This window comes from Parafrankia elaeagni, from assembly GCF_000374165.1.
GTDB classification, from domain to species: Bacteria; Actinomycetota; Actinomycetes; order Frankiales; family Frankiaceae; genus Parafrankia; species Parafrankia elaeagni.
Genome location: NZ_KB893761.1, coordinates 67,114 through 87,977, shown reverse-complemented (window position 1 = coordinate 87,977; position 20,864 = coordinate 67,114). Strand labels below are relative to the sequence as shown.

The following is a 20,864-nucleotide window of genomic DNA, read 5'->3' as shown; positions in this document are numbered from 1 at the left end:
CGGAGCCTCCCTGGTTGGTCCTGTCCTGGGCCTGGGTAACGCTGGCGGCCAGCGCACGGTTTCCGCGTCGTCCCCGACGAGGCCCGGTGGCCATACCTATTATCGTTTCATGGTCGTCGGGGCGGATATCAGCTCGGGGATCGCGTCGCCGGACCTGACCGGCCAGGAGTTCGTCGCCCATGTCTACGCCCCGGTCCATGGCGCGCGGGCGTCCGCCGGCTACGACACGATCCGGAACCTTTGGGCGGGGCTGCGCCGTGAGTTCATGATGGATGAGCCGATCCGCGCCTTCGGAGTTCCCGCCGCCCTGCCGCCCACCGCTTCACCCGCGATGGAATCTGGTCTGATCGCCGCCCAGGAATGCCGGCGGCCGGGTGTCTACCAGGCATTGCTCCGCCGAGTGCGGGACGTGCTGTGCTTCTCGGCGATGCTCGCGCCGCCGGCCGGCGAAGGTGACTGGCGGCAGCTCGACGACGCCTGGACCGGGATTGTCGGTGACGGCCAGGCCGGCGCGTTGCTTGGCGGCGCCCGCCTTTACCTGGGGCGGGCTGACGTCGGCTCGACCGGTGGTGTCAGCGCCCGGCCACCGCTCGTCCCGGTCATGGCCGAGCCGGCTGACCGGTTCGTGACAACGGACGCCGGGTTCATGGTCTGGGAGCCCGGCCCCGCGCCCGACACCCGTGCCGAACGGCAAATCGTCGTCATCGGCGGCCTCGATCAGGACGCCGAGCTCAGCGCCTGGACCTGGTCCCGCGGCGACTCCGTCCTCACCCCGCTGGCCCGCTACCTCATGCACGCGGCGAAGGTCCGCCATCACCTGCGGCTGTGGGCAGACGGCCAGCCGACCCAGGACCTGCGCCGCCATCTCGACGCCGCCGTCGACGCCGCCGACTCCGTCGTCCCGTCCGGCGGCGGCTCCGCCCCGCTCGGCGATCTGGCCGTTCTCCGGGAACGGCTGCTGGCGCTGGACGTCGCCCGCGGCCGAGTGTCCCGCGTCCTGGCCGACGTCCAGGACATACATCGCTCCGTTCGTGGCTCCGTCCAGAACCTGGCCGCGTGGGCCGAGCAGTCCGTCCGCTGGCGGGACGCCGGCGGCCTGTTCGCCGACGACCGCGAGCTCTGCGCGTGGTTCACACGCCAACTCGCCGAGGACATCGGCTACCTGCGTACGGCCCGGGATCGCGCCGCCGCATACAGCCGCCTCGGCCAGTCGGTGTTCGGCGGCATCCCCGCCCCTTTGCCGGTCACTCCCGGACCGGAGCGGGACCGGGCGGACATCGCCTTCGCGGAGCCCGACCGGTCGCTGTTCCGCCGCGCGCTGGCCCGAGCCTTTGGCTCGGAATCCGCTGCCTCAGCGGTGCTGGACGCCGTCGGCTTCCCGGTCGAGCTGCGCCGCAACATCGACCGTGCCGCCCCGGACCTCGTCTGGACCGAGATCCTCAACGATCTCGACAACGGCCTCGTCGCCCACCCGTACCGCCGCCTCCTGGCCGCCGCTCTCGACCGCTACCCCCACAACGAGACGTTCACCGACCTGGCCCGCCGCTACGGCTGACCTCGCTTATCGCCCCCCGCCGTTGTCGTCGTCGTCGTTGTCGACCTCGGCCCGGGACGGCACGGTCGATGTGCACGCCGATCGAGCCGAGCCGGGCGATGGCACCGACCGGGCGGCCGTCGGCGGCGGCGGCGGAACAGGTAGCTGGCGAAGAGAAACCCCGGCCTGGACCCAGACCGGGGCGCTCGTGGTCGCCGGTCAGCCGGCCGTCGGCACCGCCGCGGTCTCCTCGACGACGGTGAACAGGCCACCCTCAACATCACGCCAGTCGCTGACGGGGCGGATGCCGAGGGTCGCGAGCAGCTTGTCGGCGGCCTCGCTGAGGGCGGGGAGGTCGGCGGCGTCGAGGCGGCCGACGATGGTGCCTTCCGTGTCAGCCTCACCACGGATGATCCGGACGTCGAGGGTGTCAGCGTCGACGTACGCGTAGGTGTTCGTGTCGGTCAAGGGAGCCTCCTTGGGACATGGGAGAGATCGGTTCGATTCGTACGAGGGAAATCCTTACGCAGCGACGCGGACCCGAGCCACGCGCCTCCCGAGGTGTCAGGCCGCATGGGCATATGGCGTGTCGTGGTCGTCCCGCGGGGCCAATCCCAAACCGACGGTGGCCAAATCCGGTCTAACCGCAGCTGCGGATGCCCTCCGCGGTAGATGTCGTGTGGTGCCACTCCGCGGCCGGATGATGTGCGGGCCAGCGCGATTGGGAACTGCCGGTCCGTGCCTCTGAAGTCCCGTCGGCGGGGTCGATGCCAACCCGGTCGACGAGGAAGGCTCGCGCGGGGTCGACGGGCTCGGCCAGACCAGGCCGGTTCGTGGCGGCGGCGAGATGACTGGCCGCGGCACACAGTGCCGCATCGCGTTCCCGCCACCGCGTCGCGCGCAGCGCGTGGTGCAGGTGCTCACCGATCTGGTCGGCGAGGGTCAGCTGCGCGAACGCGGCGGTCGGCCATTCGCCGTAGGGAGCCCAGCGGCGTTCGAGGAGAAATCCGCTCCGAACGAGGTCACGGGCCACGCGGGCCACGAGCATCCGCGAGCCGAGGCCGTCGCCGCTTGGTGAGCAGATCGAGCGGGTCATGCAGGACCACGCCGCCGGTGAGGCCGGCCAGGATCTGGGTCGGGGCCAGCAGCCAGTCCGTCAGTTTCATCCCGTCGGCGGGGTCGACGCCGATCCGGTCGACGAAGAACGCCTGCGCGGTGGTCACCTCCACCTGATGGTGTGGCCGGCCGCCGTGTCGATCGCTGTCGGGGTAGACGACCGGGAAACCATCGAACCGCGCGGGTACCCCCAGAGCGGCGTCGATCGGCGTGGCGTCGAAACCTGGCGGGACGAACAGCTGCACGCGGGGGCCGAAATCGTGATCCGTGGAAATCTCGACACCGAAGCCGAGAACCTCGGACCCCTCACCGAGAAACTTCCCAAGGCGGCGGATCATCTCTCTGACGCGAAAGCCGACCTGCTCGCGTTCACCGGCTACCCGCGGCAGATCTGGAAGCAGGTCTGGTCATCCAACCCGCAGGAACGACTGAACGGCGAGGTCTCCACCGTCGGCCTGTCGGGGCACCCAGACCACGGCCCGACCCAGCCCAACCCAACCCCATGCCAACGAGGCCGGGGAGACACCTGCGATCAGCCGACCCCGTCACATGAAAGATCGAGGTCAAGGCTCAGCAACCTCTCAACACCAGTCTTCCACAGCTGTTTGCGACGCACCCGGTGTGTATCCGGCCCGGTCGACCGTTGACGATGGTCGTACTGCCCCGGCTGTCGACCGTGACTGGGATCCGAGGGCGGGGCGGCAAACTCGGGGAGTTTGTCGGCGAAGACACAGACATTTGTCGGCAACGACACAGACGTTTGTTGGCGAGAACGCAGACAGGAAAGGGAACTTGGCCGGAAGCAGGTACGGGAGACTGTGGACGTTCAGTTCGGGTCGGAGGCGACAGCGGGTTACCGCGGGTGCCCCGCCGGACGGGGGTGGAGCGGGCCGGGCGAGGTTGGTGGCGGTCCTCGGCTGTGTCTCTGCTCTGGCTCTGCCGCTGGCGGCCTGCGATAGTCACCACCCGCCGCCACCCATCGATCATGCGGCGGCGCTGGCACGCTACGACATCTCCTACGCCGGGGCTGCCGGTCGGCTCGACGGGCTCGGCCGTTCCGACTCCGACGAGCAGCTACGCGACTGGGCGTTGATCGGACTGGCCGCGCATCTGAACCTGGACACGGCGACGTTCGTCCACACGGCCTACGACACACTGCCGGTCCGGGATCCGGGCTTCGCGGACCTCGCCCGCCAGCAGGTCGGCCCGGGCCGACTGTTGACCGACGGCCAGGGAGTCGTGCACGTTCTGGTGCCGACGGAGGATCCGAACGAGGCGCGGACCGTTGGCCTGCTGCTCGACCAGTACCGCGCGGACCACGGCGCGGACCCTGCCCGGGTCACCATCGACCACTACTGGTTGCGGCCAGAGCTGGACACGATCGAGATGATCGACGGCTCGCCGCGCCCGACCTCTGATGTGCGATCCGACTTCGGTTACCGCACCATGCGCGTGGACAGTCCGGATGAGCTGGCCAAATTCCTCGCCACCACTCAGGATCTCTCGCAGTTGACCCTGCGGGGATCACAGGTCTGGGCGAGCGGCTGGCAGTGGCCGGGCCCACCTCAGGCACCGGTGACCCCGGCAGATGTCTCCGTACTGCAGAGGGCCTACCCGGCCGCAGGCGGGGCCGTCCCGCCCGGATTCTCCCTTGACCCGGGGCCCCTGCCGACCGCGGACCCCCCGGGCCTCAGCGCGCTGCACGCGGCGATCCCCGACCTGGACCGCGACCTCACCATGAAGATCATCGATGATCCGGCCGCGCGGCAAAGGATCCGCGGCGAGCTGGACGCGGCGCTTTTCCGGAATGCGCGCTCGGACGCGGATCTGACCAGGCAGGGCCTGCCGAAGGACCGAACCCAGCTGTGGTCGGTGAGCCGCCTGGTCGACGGCGGACCCGTCTACAGCCAGGCCCGCTATGACGGCGGGCTCGAGAACACGGACATCGGGATGACGCTCTTCTACACCGACTACGTCGCCAAAAGCTGGGTGGTCGGCACCGGCAGCGGCATACCGACCGCGGCGGTCGGTGGATTCGTCCCGGACGTCCAGGCGTCCATTCCGTGGAGCCAGTGCGAGCCGACGACCGATGCGAGCGCGAAGAGCGGCCGGCTGTGGTTCGGGCAGAACGACCGGGCCTTCGCCAGGTCCGACGACCGGATCGATCTCGGTGCCCAGGCCACCCGGCTGTTCACACGCACCGATGGTGAGAACGGCAGCGAGGTCGAGCCGAGCTACGCATCCAGCCGCGGACTGCACTTCTGGGACCAGAACTACCAGGCGATCGCCGACTACGAGCCGCAGTACGCCCGGCTCGAGCAGATCATGCGCTGGAGCGGCGCACTGGAATGGCTGCGCGATCAGGGTGGCTCCCTGCCCACGCTGCCCGCGGACCAGACGCGGTCGGCGAGCCCGACCTTCCCCGACTGGTACCGCACGAACAACCAGCTTCGAGAACGGGCACCGATCCCCTTCCTCGCCCCGGGCTCGACCGGCGAGGCTCAGGCCCTGGTCCAGACCCCGACGAAGACCTACAGCTCCTGCAGCCAGCTGCTGATCAGAGGGGGGGTCTCGCTCGGCGATCTCAACGCACGTATCGGGAACGCCGACTACCAGGCGGATCTGCCGTCTCCGCTGCGCCGCGCCGGACTGCTCGATCCTGATTCGAAGATCGACGAGCACGGCGACGGCCACATCACCGAGGTCAGCATCGGTACCCAGCAGCGCGACGGCAAACCGGCCACGGTCAGCGAGAAAGTCACCCGCACGCTCACCACGCACGGCGACCAGACCGAGATCCGGATCGACGCCTCGCCCCGCGAGGTCATCCCGATGGGCGGGGTCAGGATCTGGCGTTCCGGCACCACGCCCCGGGCGATGTCCAGCACCGTGACCGCCGGTGACGGACGGGTCTCCCAGCACGTCACCTACGCGGGCCACGAGCTCGGCAGGCTCGATGCCTGGGCCACCGTCGACACCGTGGACATCCACTGGCGGTGGAGCCTCGTCGATCAAGCCCGCCGAGTGCTCCAGTCGGCGCAGGATCGCTGGAACGCGAAGCCCGGGCCGGCGCCGCCCGCCCCCGGGCCCGACACCACGCTGACCACCTACCGTGATTCCGCCGGCCAGCTGTTCATCAAGGTGGGCGGCCCGGGCGAGCCCTGGCTCACCTACGGCACCGGCAACCACCCGCCGGGGGCGGACCTGGCGTTCCGTATCGGCGGGCCGACCTCCGTGACCCGCGGCAACCTGACATATGAGCAGACCGCGTTCGCCGAGGCGACCCTGACCGCGGCCCCGAAGCCACCCGACGACGGCCACACCTGGTGGCATACGGTGGCCGCCTCGGACCACAACGACGCGACGTCCAGCTTCACCCCCCCACCGACGAACCGGGACCGAACCATCACGGTGATCGATCCGGACGGTCGCACCACCGAGGTCGTCCTTGCCGGCACCGCGTCGACCGGCGAGTCGTGGGTGCCTGCCGGTGACCGGACCTTCGGGCCCGACGGCAGTGCTGAGGGCGCGGCGCTGCTGGCCCACCTCGACCAGGTCATCCCGGTGATGGCCGAGGCGGTGAAGGCACATGACGGCCTCCTACGCGGGCTCGCGCTGCCGGACGGCGCAGCCGCGCTCGTCGACGAGCACGAGGTTCGGCTGCTCGCCGCGGACGATCCCCGGGCCGCCCGGGTGCACCGCATCGTCGCCGCCGCCCCCCGGTCCACGGCCCCAACCCTGCGTCTGGACGGCGAGGCCATCGTGTACGTCGACGCCGGTCCACTGTCGGTGCTGGCCGGCTCGGTTCAGCGTGACCGCACCCTGGGCGAAGTGCTCACCGACGCGGGTGACGAAGTCGCCGTCTACCTGCACGAGGGCCTGCGTTCGTCGGTCACCGCGCAGGACGGCCTGTTCATCGCCGACAGCCAGGCGCAGGGCATGCGGGTGACGGTGACCGCCGTGACCGCCGTGACCGCGGCTACCCACAACGCGGCTGCCCGCCCCGACGTCCTGGCACATGGAGGCGCAAGTTGGACACGAACAGTGATGGTGCCCCCCCAAGCCCTGCAGACATCCCTGCAGACATCGACGCCGTCCGCCTCACCCGGGTCGACTCCGCCGCTCAGACCACTCCAGACGCTCGCTTCGGCCGCGCCGGCCCGCCCGAGCCCGGCTACGACCGGGCCGGTCGACCAGCCCGTCAGCACGGTGGTGCTGGTCTGCCCGGCCACCGGCGAACACGCTGACGACTGCGACCCGACGTGAACCGGCGGAGCTGCTGTGACGCACTGGGCCGGCCGAGCCCAGGCCGGCCTTCCACCCGGCGGTACCGATGGCCGACGTGCTGAGGATTCCGCGGGGAACACCGCTCAGCCGGGCGGTCGAAGCCGGCGCCCACGCGCTGCGCGAAGGCAACACGGCCGGGATCGATACCGCCTACCTGACCGCCGTCGGCCTGGCAGCGGCTGCCGGTGCGGACGCCGCCGCGGGCTCCGCCGACGCCCGCGAGGCGGACCTGTGGGTGCTGCTCACCGCCGATCATCTCGCCGCCCTGCGGCAGGTAGGCGCGCTGAGCCGGGGCCTGCAACACGCCGAGCGTTACCTCGCGCAGGCCAGCGCGACCGGCGTTGACCCTCGCCAGCTGCTGCTGGAACGGGCACAGCTGCGGGCGGCGACCGGCGACCTGCGCGGGGCCGGCGCGGACGCGGCAGCCGTGCGTGCGGCCGGCCTCCGCACGCCGCTGTCCGTGGCGGCCCGTGGCCGGCTGCGACGGATGGAGGCGCTGGCCGCGGCGGACGCCGGCGACCGCGCCACCGCCATCCACCTGCTTGACGAGGCCGAGCGGGACCTGCGTGCGGCCGGCGATCCCACCTTCTCGATCATCGAGCAGGACCGCATGCTGCTCGCGGTGCGGGCAGGGGTCGAGACGGAGATCGCGGGCGTCCTCGCCGCCCCACGCCCGAACACCGTCGCCGGCCAGTTCCAGCTGGCGCTCGCCCTGCGCCGACAGCTGCACTACGAGGCCGCCGCCCAGGTCATGCTGGCTCTCGTCCGCAACCCCGACCTCGACGAGGCACTTCGGCTTCCGGTGTACGTCGAGCTCACCACCCTGCTGTTGGCGATGCGCCGGGACAGGGACGCTCTGGCGCTGCGTCCGCGGCTGGACGAGGCGGCGACCCGATGGCCGGACCCAGCCGAGGCCACTCGGTGGATCGCGCGTGCCTACGCGACCGTCCCCGAGGACCTCGATCGAACCGGCAGCACAGCCGGCCCGACCACCGGGCCGCGGGCAGGCACCGTGGTGGCGTTCGACCGAGCGGTGCGCCATGTCCAGGCACTGATCGCCGATGGGCTCCTGGACGAGGCCCAGACCGCGCTCAACCGGCTGCAGGCCGGTGGGATCGGTGGGGCCGGTGGAATCGATGGAATCGGCGCCGAGACGCTGCGGGCGGCCGCGGACCGGGACCTCGCACTGTGGCACCTGACCACCGGCGAGCTGCACCTGGCCAGGTGCCGGCAGAACCGGCAACCGCGGCATGCTCATGCCGCCGTCGCGGAGTTCGAGCGAGCGGTGCGACACGCGCGGCGGCCCGGGCTGGCCGGGATCAGAGCCCGTGCGCTGCGGCTGCTCGGCGAGGCCCGGCACCGGTTGACCGAGTACGACCAGGCGGTCCGTTGCTGGGCCGAAGCCCATGACATCGAGGAACAGATCGCCGGCCGGCAGATCAGCGACGCGGTCCGGGTCGGCATGCTGCAGTCCGTCGCCGACGAGCACGACGAACGCATCCGTCTCGCCGCCGAACGGGCCGTCCCACGCGGCGGTCCGGGTGAACAGGGTGATGAGCGGGGTGCCGCCGCGGTGGCCTCGCTCGTCGTCGCCATGGAGGCCGCGCGCGGCGCCGCGCTCCTCGGGCGGATCCTGCCCGCCGAGGAAGGCCGGCTACGTCAGCTGCCCGCCCCCGACGACGACGCGTCCGCCTGGGAGTGGATCCGGGCGACCGCGAACCACCTGCCCCGTGACCAGGCGGTGTGGCTGATGCACGCGACGCCCTTCCGGCTGCACCACGCCGTGCTCGGCCGGCGTCAGCTGTACCACGTCGGCGTCGACTGCCGACGCGACGAGCTGACTGAGGCTGTCGACGAGCTGACCGGCTGTTGGAGCGGGGAGGTGTTGGAGTCGCCGGTCGGGCGGGACATGTTCGACGCCGCCACCGCGCGGATCGCCGGACTGATCGGGCTCGCCGACGTCCTGTGGCGGCTGCCGCCGCGGGTGCGCAGACTCACGCTCGTCGCCGGTGATGTCCTCGCCGACATACCCTTCGCCGCTCTGCCCACGGCTGCCGGATCCGTGTCCGGCGGGTTCCGGGCCGGCGGCCACCGAGCCGTCGACACCCACCCCGACCCGGCACTGCCGCTGGGGCTTCGGATCGCGCTGTCCGATCTGCCCTGCCTGTCCGCGCGTCGACCGCTCGCCCGGCGCTCCCTCGCGGTGCGCGGCGAACGGGACCTGTTGGTCAGCCCACCCGCCGAGGGGCTCACACCAGCCCGCGGGCGTCACAGCAGTGTGCTCGACGGTGCCGCGGCGACGCCGGACCGGCTGCGGGCGACGCTTGGCCAACGCCGACACCGGCTGGTCCGCCTCGACTGCCACGGTGAGTACGGCCCGCGGGACGCCTGGCTGCAGCTCGCACCCGCCGGCCCGGCCGGCCGGCTGTCGCCCGAGAACCTGCAGGCGATGGATCTCAGCGGCTGCGGGACACTGGTGCTCGGCGCCTGCGAGTCCGGCATGGCCACCCGGGTCGGCCGGGACGAGCGGACCGGCTTCGTGCGGGCCGGCCTGCACGCCGGCGCCGCCGCGGTGGTGGCTGCCCGGTGGGTGGCGGCTGACCCGGTCGCGGCCGTGCTCCTCGACCGCTTCTGCCACCATCTGCGCCACCTGCCCCGCGACCTCGCGCTGCGCCAGGCCCAGCGTGAGATCCACGCCGGTGTACCCACGGATGCAGGGGCAGGTACGGTGCGCCGCGAGGGGGGAGAGGTGGCGGCTCCCGGTCATCCCGCGCGCTGGGCCTGCTGGACTCTGTTCGGCGATGCCGGCTGGCAGACCACCGCCGGCCCTGTCCGGCGCAGGATACGCCGAGCCACGAGCGGCACAGACGGCAGTGATCGAAAAGAACGGAGATGACCGGATGCCGGGCACGTCCACCGGTGCGCCCATGGTGTATCTCAGCTGCGTCGACGCCGACCAGAAGGTCGGTGACTACCTGACCGCGCAGCTTCTGCGGGAGGGTATCGATGCCCGGCAGAACCGACAGATCCCGGCCGGAACCAACTGGGTGCTGTGGATCAACGATGCGTTAACCCAGTTCGACTGCTACGCACTGCTGTGGTCGGCATCGGCGAGCCTCGATCCGGGACTGGCCCGGGCCGAATGGTCCGCGGCGCTGGCCCGCGAGCTGAACGACCGCAGCCTGTCACTACTCGTCATCCGGCTCGACGACAGCCCACTGCCGCCGCTGATGGCGCCGTACCGGAACCTGGACGCATGCCATGGCCGCTGGGACGATGTGGCGAACGAACTGGCCGCGATTGCGCGGGGCGGCTGGGATCCGCCCGCCGGGGCTGTTTCACCACCCCGCCACGCCGCCACCATGATCACGATCGGCCCCTCCGGTATGGGTGCCAGCGGTGACATCGGTCGCCTCGTGGCGGCCCACACCATGCGGGTCCGCAACCGCGACCTGGGTTTCGCGATCGTGCTTCCAGTGCCCCCGGCCGTGACCGTCTGGCAGCTTCTTCGGTGCATCCGCGACGAACTCTCGCTGCCCGACGAGCAAGTCGGCGCCGACGGCCGCTTCGGCTTCCGCTTCCGTTACCGGCTGAACGTTGACGGCAGGCCACTGACCGGCGATCCCGACACGCTGGTGCACCTGCCCGACGGCGCGCTCGTCGACCTGGTGGTCGAAGCTGTGCCGTTCGGCCCCAACGGCGAACTGAAAGGCATCACCACCTACCGGGCCGAAACCATGGCCGGCCAGAGTCGCGCGATATCCCCGGCGCGGGGCCGCTCTCTGGTCCGTGCCGCCTTCCGCGGCCTCACCCCACCCTGACCTAAAACGGCACGATCCTCGAAGCTGCCTTCACAGGCCCCGGAGACCTCGGCGACCGGTTCGAACACGACCTCGGCCACGGCCCCCTCACCTGGCACCCACGCGTCAGCGCCGCAGCCGCCGCCGACCAATCCCCGAAACTACGCTCCGCAACCAAGATTCACGGGGGCACCCGGCACGGACCGAGCGGCCCCGGCGTTCGGCGTATGTGCTCGGACGGAGTCCGCTCGCCTTGAAAGAGACAGTCCCCCGGCTGGCGGCCGCCCGTTAGCCGGATTCGCGTTCCCGGTAGTCCCGTGGTGAGAGTCCGTGGAAGCGGGTGAAGGCGGCGCTGAAGGTGGGTAGGTGGGCGTAGCCGACGCGGCGGGCGACGGCGCTGGGTTTGGCACCGCCGGTGAGCAGGTCGCGGGCTATGCGCATGCGGGCGGCGTAGCACCACCGGGCGAAGGTCATGCCCGTCTCGTCACGGAACGCTCGGTGGATGTCGGCGGGCACGTCGAGCCCTGACCCGCCGGAAGTACCGATGCGGCGCAAGTAGTCCATCGCCACTCCCCGGGCACGGGAGTCGGTCGGCATCGGTACCGACAGCGCTCGCTGCGCGGCGACCTGATCGGCGAACAGGTCGAGGATATGGCCGGGGTCGTAGTCGTCCGGACGCAGTGGGGTGCGGGCGCTGATGGAGCAGAACATCAGGTAGTCGTCCCAGGCGGGCGAGAACTCGGCCTGCAGCGGCTCGGTCAGCTGGAGGTCGCCGGCGCTGGCGTCCCCGAGCGGCAGGGAGATCGAGTTCTCGCGCACACCCGTGGTGTGCTCCGAGCCCGCGGGGATCCAGGTCGCGACGCCTCGTTCCTGTTCGTAACGGTGATCGCCGATTTCCAGGTATCCGCTGCCGCGATACGTCCAGATGAGCACGTGGACGTTGTTCGTGTGCAACGGTGTGCGAGCCGCGGCCAGCAGGCCGGGCATGGCGGGGGTGTTCTGCGCGTGCATCATGCGCAGCAGGTCGTCGGCCTGGCGTGCCGCCGCGCGTTGCGTCGGCTCACATGCGACAGGCCGGGCGGAGAGGTTCCGGCCGAACTCGTGCGGGGTCAGCCCGAACTGCTGCTTGAACGCGCGGGTGAAACCGTTGTGCGTGGCGAAACCCACTCGTGCCGCCATCTGGTCGACGCCACAGCCGGCGGCCAGGAGTTCGAGGGCCGCGTGCAGTCGGCAGCGCAGCCGCCACTGCTCGAAGGTGAGCCCGGTGTCGGCGCGGAAGTCGCGGAGCAGGGTGCGCGGGCTGGACAGCACCTGGGCCGCCCATTCGGCGACGGTGCGGTCGAGCGCGGGGTTCCGAAGCAGTTCGTCGGCCACTTCTCGGGCTCCGCTGGCTTTCGGCCTGACCGGCGGATCGACCGCGTACGGCTGGACGTCCCCGCTTCGCGCGGGTGGTCGCCGACCGGAGCCGTGGAGAAGACCGACGAGCGCGTCCTGGGAGTACCCGTGGCCGGTCAGCGGCGTGACCATGAGGTTGAAGTGCTGGATCAGCCAGTCCTGCCAGCCATGGGGAACCACGAAACGCCGCGGCCTGGACGAGCTCTCGGCCGCGATGCTCGGATGTGTCAGCAGCGGGAAGGCGACCGTGCCTGGCTCGGTGACGACCGTCCAGTGGTTGCCGGGGGCCGCCGGAATCCAGACCCCCTCGCCTGCGGTGAGCCGAACCTCCGGATCGTCTTCGATCCGGACGCACACCGCACCCGTCCGGACCCAGAGCAGGAGATGCTCGGGCTGGTCCCAGGAGCCGCTTGATCGCACTCGAGGAATCGGCGGCGGTCGGCCCGTGCCCGGTGGCGGTAGATCCACACCCATCCCGTCCTAACCATGTGGCGATTTACGCACACCAATAAAGATTAGGTTCGCCTAACATTAGCACCGGCCCTCCTGCCGATGGTGGAGCGCGGCCTCGTCACCCTCGTAACGATCGGGAAGGGCTGTGGCTCAGCATGCCGAAGACCTCACGCCGGATCACCGTGCGCCCGTTGACCTTGCGTGAGGCCGAGGTCGTATGTGTGCGGGACCTGACGCCGGGGATGCGGCGGATCACGTTGGCCGGTGCGCAGCTGGGCGCGTTCACCTCGGCGAACGGTTTCGCTCAGCCGGCGTTCGACTCGACGGGCTTCGACGACTACATCCGGCTGGCGTTCGCCTACCCCGGCGAGTCCGAGCCGGTGCTGCCGGTGCAGACGGCGACGGGCCTGGACCTGCCCAGAGATCCGCGACGGCTGTCGAGGGCCTACTCCGTGCGTCGCTGGGCGCCCGCGACCGGCGAGCTGGACATCGACTTCGTCCGGCACGGCATCGGCGTCGGCACCACCTGGGCGCACCGCGCCCAGGTCGGCGACCGCGTCCATTTCTCCGGCCCGGCCTCGTCGCGGACGCTCCCGCAGGACGCGGACTGGCTGCTGGTCGCCGGCGACGACACGGCGATCCCCGCGATCGGCCGCTTACTCGACGAGCTGCCCGAGGGCACGAGGGCACAGGTGTTCATCGAGGTCGCCGAGAAGGAACACCGCCAGGAGCTGCGTGCGCTGCCCGGCGTCGAGGTCACCTGGCTCGTGCGCGACGGCGCCGCGGCCGGCACGACCGCCCACCTGGTGGATGCGGTCAGGAACTGCGGCTGGTGGGAAGGCCGGCCGTTCGCGTGGCTCGCCGGGGAGCAGACGGCGGTGCGGGACCTCCGGCGCCATCTGGTGGAGGACCGCGCAGTGCCCAAGGAGGACATCGACTTCACCGGGTACTGGCGTCGCGGCGAGGTCGTCGCGCTGGAGGCCGATGAGGCGGTGCCCGACCTCGAGAAGACGAAGACCCCGTTCGAGAAACTCCACCAGCTGACCGAGCTGATCGCACCGATCGCGATCCGCACCGCCGTCGAGCTGGACGTTCCCGAGCTGGTCTCCCGCGGCGTCACCGGCGTCGCGGAGCTGGCCGGCAGAACGGACACCGACGAACGGGCGCTGGGCAAGCTGCTGCGCTACCTGCACACCCTCGACGTCCTGACCGAGACCGCACCGGGCCACTACGGCCTGACGCCGGTCGGTGAGGTTCTGACCGTCGAGTTCGTCGCGGGGGCTCTGCACTCCGCCGCGGTGACGGGGCGCGAGATGCTCGGCATCTACGGGCTCACCGAGTCGATCCGCACCGGCCGCGCCTCGTACCCCTCGGTCACGGGCCAGACCTTCACCGAGGTGCGGGCCGACCAGGACTACGAGGATCGCTACCTGGAACGCCTGGCGCCGTTCCAGGCCACGCTGGCCGAGCCGATCGCCAAGTCCGACCTGCTCGCCGGAGTCCGGCACCTGGTGCTCCACTCCGGCGGCGCCGGCGCCCAGGCCCGCGAGTTCGTCGCCGCCCACCCCGACCTGCGGATCACGATCTGCGCGCTGCCCGCACAGGCGGACTGGCTGCGCCGCGACCTGCCCGCCACCATCCCCGACGAGCGGCAGCGCGACCGGGTCAGCGTGGTCGAACAGTCGGTCTTCGAGCCCAGCCCCGCCGCCGACGCCGTGTTCGTCATCCGCGCCTTCAAGAGCCTCGCCGACGCGGATGCCGCCCACGCGCTGCGCCGAGCAGCCGAGAACCTCCTCCCCCACGGCCGGGTCCTCCTGGTCGAAGACCTCTTCGACACCGACGCCCTCGACGAACACGACGGCGAAGCCGACCTGCTCGCCCTCACCGTGCACGGCTCCGGTCTGCGCACCGCCGCCGAGCTCGACGCCGTCATCACCCGAGCCGGCCTCGAACAGAGCGCCGCCCACACCGTCGGCTGGGGCACCACCGTCCACGAACTCACACCCGTGGACACCCACTGACCTTCACCCCGACGACGATACGAAAGAAGAAGATATCCATGATCATGACATCGCTGAGGCGACGCGGCGCGGCCCTGGCGGCCGGCCTGTTGAGTGCCGCACTCGTTCTTTCCGCCTGCGGCGGTGACGACGGTGACGGCGACGACACCGGCGGCGCAGCCGGCGGGACGCGCAGCATCCAGGCCGACAACGGCACGATCGAGGTCCCCGCCGACCCGCAGCGCGTGGCCACGATCGGCAACACGACTCTGCCGTTCATCGACCTCGGCGGGAAGCCGATCGGCGTCACGGAGGAATCGGCCTCCGACGTCGGGCAGTTGCCCGAGGACCAGCAGGCGACGTACGAGTCGGCCACGATCCTCGCGGCCAGTGCCGACGAGGTCGACCTGGAGGAACTCGCCGGCCTGAACCCGGACCTCATCCTGGTCCAGATACCCGATTCCGAGTTCGAGCCGCTCAAGGCGCGGCTGGAGGCGATCGCCCCGACGGCGTTCTTCGGGCTTGACACCGAGTGGAAGGCCCTTGCCGACGGAGTGGCGGCGGCCGGTGGCCTGACGGACAGGCTGGGCGAGCAGAAGGCGGAGTTCGACACGCGCCTTGCCGCCATCAAGGAGGAGCGCGGCGCGGCCATCGAGGGCACCTCGTTCGTCGACGTCATCCGCTGGTCGTCGTCCGATGCCGGCACGTTCGCCATCGCCGACATCGGCTGCTCCGAGATCGCCAGGGACGAGGTCGGCCTGGACCTTCCGGAGGCGGCCGCCGGTGCCGACCCCCTGGCCTGGACGTCGCTGCCGTTCGAGCAGCTCGGCGAGCTGTCCCAGTACGACGTGATCACGTACCCCGTCGACGCCGAGGGCCAGCCGACAGAGCCCTTCAAGCCGGTGGTCGAGACCAACACCTGGAAGGCGCTGCCGGCCGTGACCTCCGGTCATGCGCTCGGAGTCTTCTGCCCCGGCAACAACTCCTACGGATCCGTCATCCGATACCTGGACTCGCTCGACAAGGCGCTGGCGACCCTCCCAGACGGGGCGTGACAGTCCTCGCCCTGCGGCGAACCGGTCCGGGCACCGTCACGGTGCCCGGACCGCGTCGTCGTCTGCTCGGCCTAATCGTGGCGCTGGTGGTCCTGCTGGTCCTGCTGGTGCTGAGCGTGATGATCGGATCGACGGCGATCGCGCCGTCCGTGGTGTGGGACGCGCTGGTCCACTCGTCGGCCGGCATCGACCAGTTCGCGATCCGCGACTTCCGGCTGCCGCGCACGGTCGTGGGTCTCGTCGTCGGCGTCGCGCTCGGCCTGTCGGGCGCGCTGATCCAGGCGCTTGTCCGCAACCCGCTGGCCGATCCGGGCCTTCTCGGCGTCCACGCCGGCGCGTCCCTCGCGGTGACCGTCGCCGTGGGGCTGTTCGGCATCCGCGACGTCCGGGGCTACATGTGGTTCGCCTTCGTGGGAGCACTGGTCGTCACGCTCATGGTGCTCGCCCTCGGGTCGACGCGCCAGGGCCAGTCACCGGTGGTGATGGTGCTCGCCGGGATCTGCGTCGGCGCGGTGCTCGGGGGCGTCCGGGACGCGCTCCAGCTGACCAACCCGGACGCCTTCGACGCGATCCGATCCTGGGACGCCGGTTCGATCGCGGGCCGCCCGCTCGACGTGGTGTGGCCGATCCTGCCGTTCCTCGGAGTGGCCGTTATCGTGGCCTTCGCGGTGTCGGGTTCGCTCGACGCCATGGCCCTGGGCGACGAGCTGGCTGTCACCCAGGGGGTTCGCCTGGTACGCACCCGCCTGCTTGCGGTGATCGCGCTGACGCTGCTCACCGGAGGGGCGACGGCCGTCGCCGGACCCATCACGTTCGTGGGGCTCATGGTGCCGCACGTGGCCCGCTGGCTCGTCGGCCCGCACCAGCGCTGGATCTTCGCCTACAGCATCCTGCTCGCCCCGATCCTGCTGCTGGCCGCCGACATCCTCGGGAGGGTCGTGATGCGGCCCGGTGAGATTCCCGTGGGCATCGTGACAGCCTTCATCGGTGCCCCCGTTCTCATAGTCCTCGTCCGCCGCAACAAGGCGAGCAAACTATGAGCATCGACGTCTCGTCCGGGTCACGGGCGGCTGGTACTCGCCCGACCGGCCCGGTCCTCGGAGAGCGGGTGGACTTCGGGTGGCGGGTGTTGACGCTGCGGCGCCGGCGGGTCGCGGTGCGGCTCGCCTGGCGTTCGGTCATCGTCTGCGCCGTTCTCGCGCTCGTCATCGCCTGCCTGGCGGTGCTCGCGCTGATGACCGGCTCCTACTCGCTGGGCCCCGGGCAGGTGATCTCCGCGCTGGCCGGCGGTGAGACCGGGCTGGTGCGCGACATCGTGGTCGAGTGGCGGCTGCCCCGGGTGGCCGCGGCAGTGGTGTTCGGTGCCGCGCTCGGGGTGAGCGGCGCGGTGTTCCAGTCCCTGCTGCGCAACCCGCTCGCGGACCCCGGCATCATCGGTTTCTCCCAGGGCTCCTACACCGGCGCGCTGATCGTGGTCCTGGTCATCCACGGAAGCTACCTGCAACTGGTCGGCGGGGCGCTGCTCGGCGGGATGGCCACCGCCCTGCTCGTGTACGTGCTCGCCTACCGGCGAGGCGTGCAGGGATTCCGGCTGATCGTCATCGGCATCGGCGTCTCGGCGATGCTGGACTCGCTGAACACCTGGCTGATCCTCAAAGCCGACCTGGACGAGGCGATGGCCGCCGCCGCGTGGCGCGCCGGGTCACTCAACGCGATTGCCTGGCATCAGGTCGTCATCGGCGGCGCCTGCATCGCTGTGCTGCTGCTGGCGGCGGCGATGCTGGGCCGGCCGATGCGACAGCTGGAGCTCGGCGACGACGCTGCCGCCTCCCAGGGCGTACGGGCCTCGCCCGTACGCCTCGGCCTGATCGTGGTGGGCGTGGCGCTGACGGCGACCGTCACCGCCGCGTCCGGGCCCATCACGTTCATCTCCCTGGTCGCGCCGCAGATCGCCCGCCGGCTCGCCCGCACCGCTGGGATCACCCTCGCGCCCGCCGCGTTCGTCGGCGCGCTGCTGTGCCTGTCGGCGGACTACGTCGCCCAGCACGCCGCACCCAGGCCCCTGCCGGTGGGGATCGTCACCGTCATGCTCGGCGGCGGCTACCTCGGCTACCTGCTGTTCACCGAAGCCAGGAGGCGCTTGTGAACACCCATACCGGCCTCATCGCCGGTCCCGCGGCCGACGCAGCCGAGAGCGACCCGCATCTGTGCGCTCCGCCAGCGCGCGGCGCACGCCTGCGCGTGGAGGCGGCGACGATCGGGTACGACAGGAGGGTCATCTCCCGCGACCTGTCCGTGGTGATCCCCGACGAGTCGTTCACGGTCATCGTCGGCCCGAACGCGTGCGGCAAGTCCACCCTGCTACGCGGGCTGTCGCGACTGTTGAAACCACTGGCCGGGCAGGTCCTCCTCGACGGCGCCGACATCAGCTCCTTCAAGACCAAGGAGGTGGCGCAGCGAGTCGGGCTGCTGCCACAGACTTCGATCGCGCCAGACGGGATCACCGTGGCGGACCTGGTGGCCCGGGGCCGGTACCCGTATCAGGGGTTCATCCGGCAGTGGACCGAGGCCGACGAGCAGGCTGTGGCCAGGGCGATGGACCAGACCGCGGTCACCGACCTGTCCGGCCGCCTGGTGGACGAGCTGTCGGGTGGCCAGCGGCAGCGGGTGTGGGTGGCGATGGCGCTCGCGCAGCACACCAGCATCCTGCTGCTGGACGAGCCGACCACCTTCCTCGACATCACCCATCAGATCGAACTGATGGAGCTGTTCACCGACCTGCACCACGCCGGCCACACCCTGGTCGCCGTGCTGCACGACCTGAACCAGGCCGCCCGCTACGGCACACACCTGATCGCGATGAAGGACGGCGCCGTGGTCGCCGAGGGGGCGCCGTCCCAGATCGTGACAGCCGAGCTCGTCGAGGACGTCTTCGGGCTGCGCTGCCTCGTCGTCCCCGACCCGGTTACCGGCACACCACACGTGGTGCCCCTGGGCAGGGACCGGCCCGCGGGACAGCCGTGACGGGCGTGGAGGATGCCGGTGCGGCGGGTCGTCCCAGACACGTACGCACCGGACGGCGACGTCGTGTCGCTCATGACCGGGCGACGTCGGACGCCTGTCCAACGCGGCGATCCTCGCGATCATGCCGATCGCGAGGATCGCCGCCATCGGGTTCATCGCCGCCTCGCTGCTGGCGACGCACTGGCTGCTCGGACTCGTGGTGCTGTTCGGGGCGCCGGTCGCGGTCTGGCTGATGGGCATGCTCAGCGAGCGACTGTCCCGGGACAACCGCGAGTACCAGGCCCTGCTCGCCGCCACGGTCGGGCAAGCGACTGACCTGGTCGCCGGCTACCGAGTGGTCGACCCCCGGCGTCCACGTCAGCGGTACCCACGCTGGACGTCGTCGGTGGGGGCATGCGCGTCCAGGTCGAGCCCGGTGAACTCGCTCAAGCATTCACCGAGGTTCAGCCGGCGGTTGAACATGCTCTGCACGGTGCGGGCCTTCAGCGCCTGCACCGCGACGCTCCAGGAGGCGGTGGTACTGCGCACCGGACCGGCGGTGTATCGCGCCGAACGCGCGGCGGTCATCACGGCGTGGTGTCGCTGCTCTGCGAGTCCGAAGCCGAGCACGGTGGCGTAGCCGCGCTGGGACTCGACGATCTGCTGGGCCTGGTGCTCAGGGCGGTCATGATGGTCTCGGCGGTCCTTGGCACCGCTGGCACGGCGGTGGCCAGCACCCGGTCCACCTCAAGATCTGTATCAGTTTCGCGACATCGTCGGCCAGGTCGTTGATCGTCATGCGGCGAAAGTCGGAATCTGCCTGCCGAGGCATCGGGCTAATCCCGCGGGCATCGAAGGTCGTCACCCGGTATCCGGCGCCGACCAGAGCCAGGACCGGGTGCAAGGTCCATACGTTGCCCTGTCGTTGCTTCGTTTCAGTCCAGGCCCAGTACGACGTCGAGCCCGACCGTCACTCCGGTGAGATTTGGGACGGCGCGTAGTGCGGTGAGCACTCCGGGCATGAGGGACTCGCGTGTTACGGAGTCGTATCGCAGCTTGAGAATTTCGCCGTCGACGCCGAACAGCACCTCTTGCGACGACATGAAGCCACGGACTCGGACCGAGTGTACGGAGACTCCCTCGATCCGCCCGCCCCGCACGCCATGTGGGTCAAGGTAGGTGGCATCGGGTGATGGGGCGCAGCCCGCTTCGGCGCGAGCGCGACCGATCAGTTCGGCCGTGTGCAGCGCCGTTCCCGATGGCGCGTCCACCTTGCCAGGATGATGCATCTCGATGATCTCGACAGACTCGAAGAACGGGGCTGCCTTTGCGGCGAACTTGGTCATCAGCACCGCACCGACCGAGAAGTTCGGAACGACGAACACGCTGACGTCACCATGGTCGACCAGCGCGGCGCGGATCTGCTCCACAGCCCGCTCGTCGAAGCCGGACGTCCCCACCACCACATGAATCCCTTGCTTGATGCACCACTGGACCTGCTCGTGAGCAACGTCCGGTGGCGAGAACACGAGCACGACATCAGCGTTGCGGTCGACGATGTCCTGCACGTCGTCCTCAACATCGATCTCGGCAACCACGGTCAAGTCGGAGCTGGCCTCGATTGCGCGGACCGACGCCACGCCCATCCGCCCACGGGCCCCCAACACAGCAACTCGATTCATATGGTTAGCCTAACCTATGTTGACCGCCCAGCTCCAGTGCCTGAGTCACACGGACGGGATCTGCGAGCGGGGCGGATCTGGATGCCGCAAGCTGCTTCAGCGGCGCAGGCGCTACCAGAGCTTGAACGGTCGGGGCCTGGTTACGGGGGCCGAGGATCCAGGGGCAGGTCGGTCTGGCCGAGGAACCCGGTGATGAGGCCGGGCCGGTACTGGATGTGTTTGAGCAGGGCCTTGATCGTTACGGTGAGCTGGTCGACGGTGACGCGGAAGTGGTTGCCCAGGCCGCGTTCGACGTGGGCCCACATGCCTCGACGGGGTTGAGGTCGGGGGCGTAGGCGGGCAGGGACACGACGGTGAGCCAGTGGGCGCGGCGGGCGAGGAACACGCGCATGGCGGCGCTGCGGTGGGTGCCCAGGTTGTCCCAGCACAGCAAGGGCGTTCGGTCAGTACTCCAACTCGACCTTTGTGATCAACCGTGTCCTGCGGGCTGACGGTAGGCGATCGGGCTGGCGCGTTCCGGTGCAGGTCAGGGCACGAAA

General features: G+C 70.5%; 16 protein-coding genes and 1 pseudogene. 11 read left to right on the top strand and 6 right to left on the bottom strand.

What is annotated here, in order from left to right:
- Nucleotides 1-109: 109 nt before the first annotated feature.
- On the top strand, nt 110-1,555 hold the full coding sequence (locus B207_RS0126165; protein WP_018639631.1) for a CATRA conflict system CASPASE/TPR repeat-associated protein: 1,446 nt from the start codon (nt 110-112) through the stop codon (nt 1,553-1,555).
- A 198-nt stretch (nt 1,556-1,753) separates the two neighbouring features.
- Here the strand turns inward: B207_RS0126165 and B207_RS0126160 are convergent, their stop codons facing one another.
- Both B207_RS0126160 and B207_RS41970 read right to left on the bottom strand, forming a co-directional pair.
- On the bottom strand, nt 1,754-2,002 hold the full coding sequence (locus B207_RS0126160) for a hypothetical protein (RefSeq protein ID WP_018639630.1): 249 nt from the start codon (nt 2,000-2,002) through the stop codon (nt 1,754-1,756).
- Nucleotides 2,003-2,174: 172 nt separating this feature from the next.
- Nucleotides 2,175-2,630 (bottom strand): DUF4037 domain-containing protein, encoded by a 456-nt coding sequence (locus B207_RS41970; protein ID WP_230205229.1) that lies wholly within the window; start codon nt 2,628-2,630, stop codon nt 2,175-2,177.
- 325 nt (nt 2,631-2,955) lie between these two features.
- Between B207_RS41970 and B207_RS38995 the strand changes: the two are divergent.
- The 4 genes and pseudogenes from B207_RS38995 to B207_RS0126135 all read left to right on the top strand — a co-directional run.
- Nucleotides 2,956-3,093, top strand: a pseudogene (locus B207_RS38995) (transposase); the annotation flags it as partial.
- A 460-nt stretch (nt 3,094-3,553) separates the two neighbouring features.
- Nucleotides 3,554-6,916, top strand: a complete 3,363-nt coding sequence (locus B207_RS0126145; protein WP_018639629.1) for a hypothetical protein — start codon at nt 3,554-3,556, stop codon at nt 6,914-6,916.
- Nucleotides 6,917-6,992: 76 nt separating this feature from the next.
- The gene (locus B207_RS0126140; RefSeq protein ID WP_195905357.1) at nt 6,993-9,833 is read left to right on the top strand and encodes a CHAT domain-containing protein; all 2,841 of its coding nucleotides are present in this window, start codon (nt 6,993-6,995) and stop codon (nt 9,831-9,833) included.
- Nucleotides 9,739-10,758, top strand: a complete 1,020-nt coding sequence (locus tag B207_RS0126135) for a toll/interleukin-1 receptor domain-containing protein (protein WP_326829080.1) — start codon at nt 9,739-9,741, stop codon at nt 10,756-10,758. Before B207_RS0126140 ends, B207_RS0126135 begins: the two co-directional genes overlap by 95 nt.
- A 267-nt stretch (nt 10,759-11,025) precedes the next feature.
- Here B207_RS0126135 and B207_RS0126130 read toward each other — a convergent pair whose 3' ends face one another.
- Nucleotides 11,026-12,552: a helix-turn-helix domain-containing protein gene (locus B207_RS0126130; RefSeq protein WP_018639626.1), complete on the bottom strand. Its 1,527-nt coding sequence runs from the start codon at nt 12,550-12,552 to the stop codon at nt 11,026-11,028.
- Nucleotides 12,553-12,740: 188 nt separating this feature from the next.
- On the opposite strand from B207_RS0126130, the gene B207_RS0126125 reads away from it, so the two are divergent.
- The 6 genes from B207_RS0126125 (at nt 12,741) to B207_RS41965 (ending at nt 19,283) form a co-directional block, all read left to right on the top strand.
- On the top strand, nt 12,741-14,606 hold the full coding sequence (locus B207_RS0126125; protein WP_018639625.1) for a siderophore-interacting protein: 1,866 nt from the start codon (nt 12,741-12,743) through the stop codon (nt 14,604-14,606).
- Nucleotides 14,607-14,644: 38 nt separating this feature from the next.
- A complete protein-coding gene (locus B207_RS0126120) occupies nt 14,645-15,640 on the top strand; it encodes an ABC transporter substrate-binding protein (protein WP_018639624.1) in 996 nt (331 codons plus the stop codon).
- Complete coding sequence (locus B207_RS0126115; protein WP_154675638.1) at nt 15,637-16,680, top strand: FecCD family ABC transporter permease; 1,044 nt, start codon at nt 15,637-15,639, stop codon at nt 16,678-16,680. The genes B207_RS0126120 and B207_RS0126115 overlap by 4 nt, the downstream gene beginning before the upstream one ends.
- Nucleotides 16,677-17,786: a FecCD family ABC transporter permease gene (locus B207_RS0126110; protein WP_018639622.1), complete on the top strand. Its 1,110-nt coding sequence runs from the start codon at nt 16,677-16,679 to the stop codon at nt 17,784-17,786. Before B207_RS0126115 ends, B207_RS0126110 begins: the two co-directional genes overlap by 4 nt.
- On the top strand, nt 17,783-18,664 hold the full coding sequence (locus B207_RS0126105; RefSeq protein WP_018639621.1) for an ABC transporter ATP-binding protein: 882 nt from the start codon (nt 17,783-17,785) through the stop codon (nt 18,662-18,664). Before B207_RS0126110 ends, B207_RS0126105 begins: the two co-directional genes overlap by 4 nt.
- A 121-nt stretch (nt 18,665-18,785) precedes the next feature.
- Nucleotides 18,786-19,283 (top strand): ABC transporter ATP-binding protein/permease, encoded by a 498-nt coding sequence (locus B207_RS41965; protein WP_018639620.1) that lies wholly within the window; start codon nt 18,786-18,788, stop codon nt 19,281-19,283.
- Between the two features lie 295 nt (nt 19,284-19,578).
- Here the strand turns inward: B207_RS41965 and dapB are convergent, their stop codons facing one another.
- The 3 genes from dapB to B207_RS43055 all read right to left on the bottom strand — a co-directional run bounded on the left by dapB (nt 19,579) and on the right by B207_RS43055 (nt 20,716).
- The gene (gene dapB, locus B207_RS0126095) at nt 19,579-20,325 is read right to left on the bottom strand and encodes a 4-hydroxy-tetrahydrodipicolinate reductase (RefSeq protein WP_026311463.1); all 747 of its coding nucleotides are present in this window, start codon (nt 20,323-20,325) and stop codon (nt 19,579-19,581) included.
- 140 nt (nt 20,326-20,465) lie between these two features.
- Nucleotides 20,466-20,630, bottom strand: coding sequence for a hypothetical protein (locus B207_RS40825; protein ID WP_018639618.1), 165 nt, complete (start codon nt 20,628-20,630; stop codon nt 20,466-20,468).
- Nucleotides 20,564-20,716: a hypothetical protein gene (locus tag B207_RS43055; protein ID WP_407671472.1), complete on the bottom strand. Its 153-nt coding sequence runs from the start codon at nt 20,714-20,716 to the stop codon at nt 20,564-20,566. Before B207_RS43055 ends, B207_RS40825 begins: the two co-directional genes overlap by 67 nt.
- Between the last annotated feature and the right edge of the window lie 148 nt (nt 20,717-20,864).

Bases quoted from the DNA above. Each gene is read 5' to 3' on its own strand.
- B207_RS0126165 (WP_018639631.1), top strand. From the start codon at position 110: ATGGTCGTCGGGGCGGATATCAGCTCGGGGATCGCGTCGCCGGACCTG.
- B207_RS41970 (WP_230205229.1), bottom strand. From the start codon at position 2,630: ATGACCCGCTCGATCTGCTCACCAAGCGGCGACGGCCTCGGCTCGCGG.
- B207_RS0126135 (WP_326829080.1), top strand. From the start codon at position 9,739: ATGCCGGCTGGCAGACCACCGCCGGCCCTGTCCGGCGCAGGATACGCC.
- B207_RS0126125 (WP_018639625.1), top strand. From the start codon at position 12,741: ATGCCGAAGACCTCACGCCGGATCACCGTGCGCCCGTTGACCTTGCGT.
- B207_RS0126120 (WP_018639624.1), top strand. From the start codon at position 14,645: ATGATCATGACATCGCTGAGGCGACGCGGCGCGGCCCTGGCGGCCGGC.
- B207_RS0126110 (WP_018639622.1), top strand. From the start codon at position 16,677: ATGAGCATCGACGTCTCGTCCGGGTCACGGGCGGCTGGTACTCGCCCG.
- B207_RS41965 (WP_018639620.1), top strand. From the start codon at position 18,786: ATGCCGATCGCGAGGATCGCCGCCATCGGGTTCATCGCCGCCTCGCTG.
- dapB (WP_026311463.1), bottom strand. From the start codon at position 20,325: ATGAATCGAGTTGCTGTGTTGGGGGCCCGTGGGCGGATGGGCGTGGCG.
- B207_RS40825 (WP_018639618.1), bottom strand. From the start codon at position 20,630: ATGTGGGCCCACGTCGAACGCGGCCTGGGCAACCACTTCCGCGTCACC.
- B207_RS43055 (WP_407671472.1), bottom strand. From the start codon at position 20,716: ATGCGCGTGTTCCTCGCCCGCCGCGCCCACTGGCTCACCGTCGTGTCC.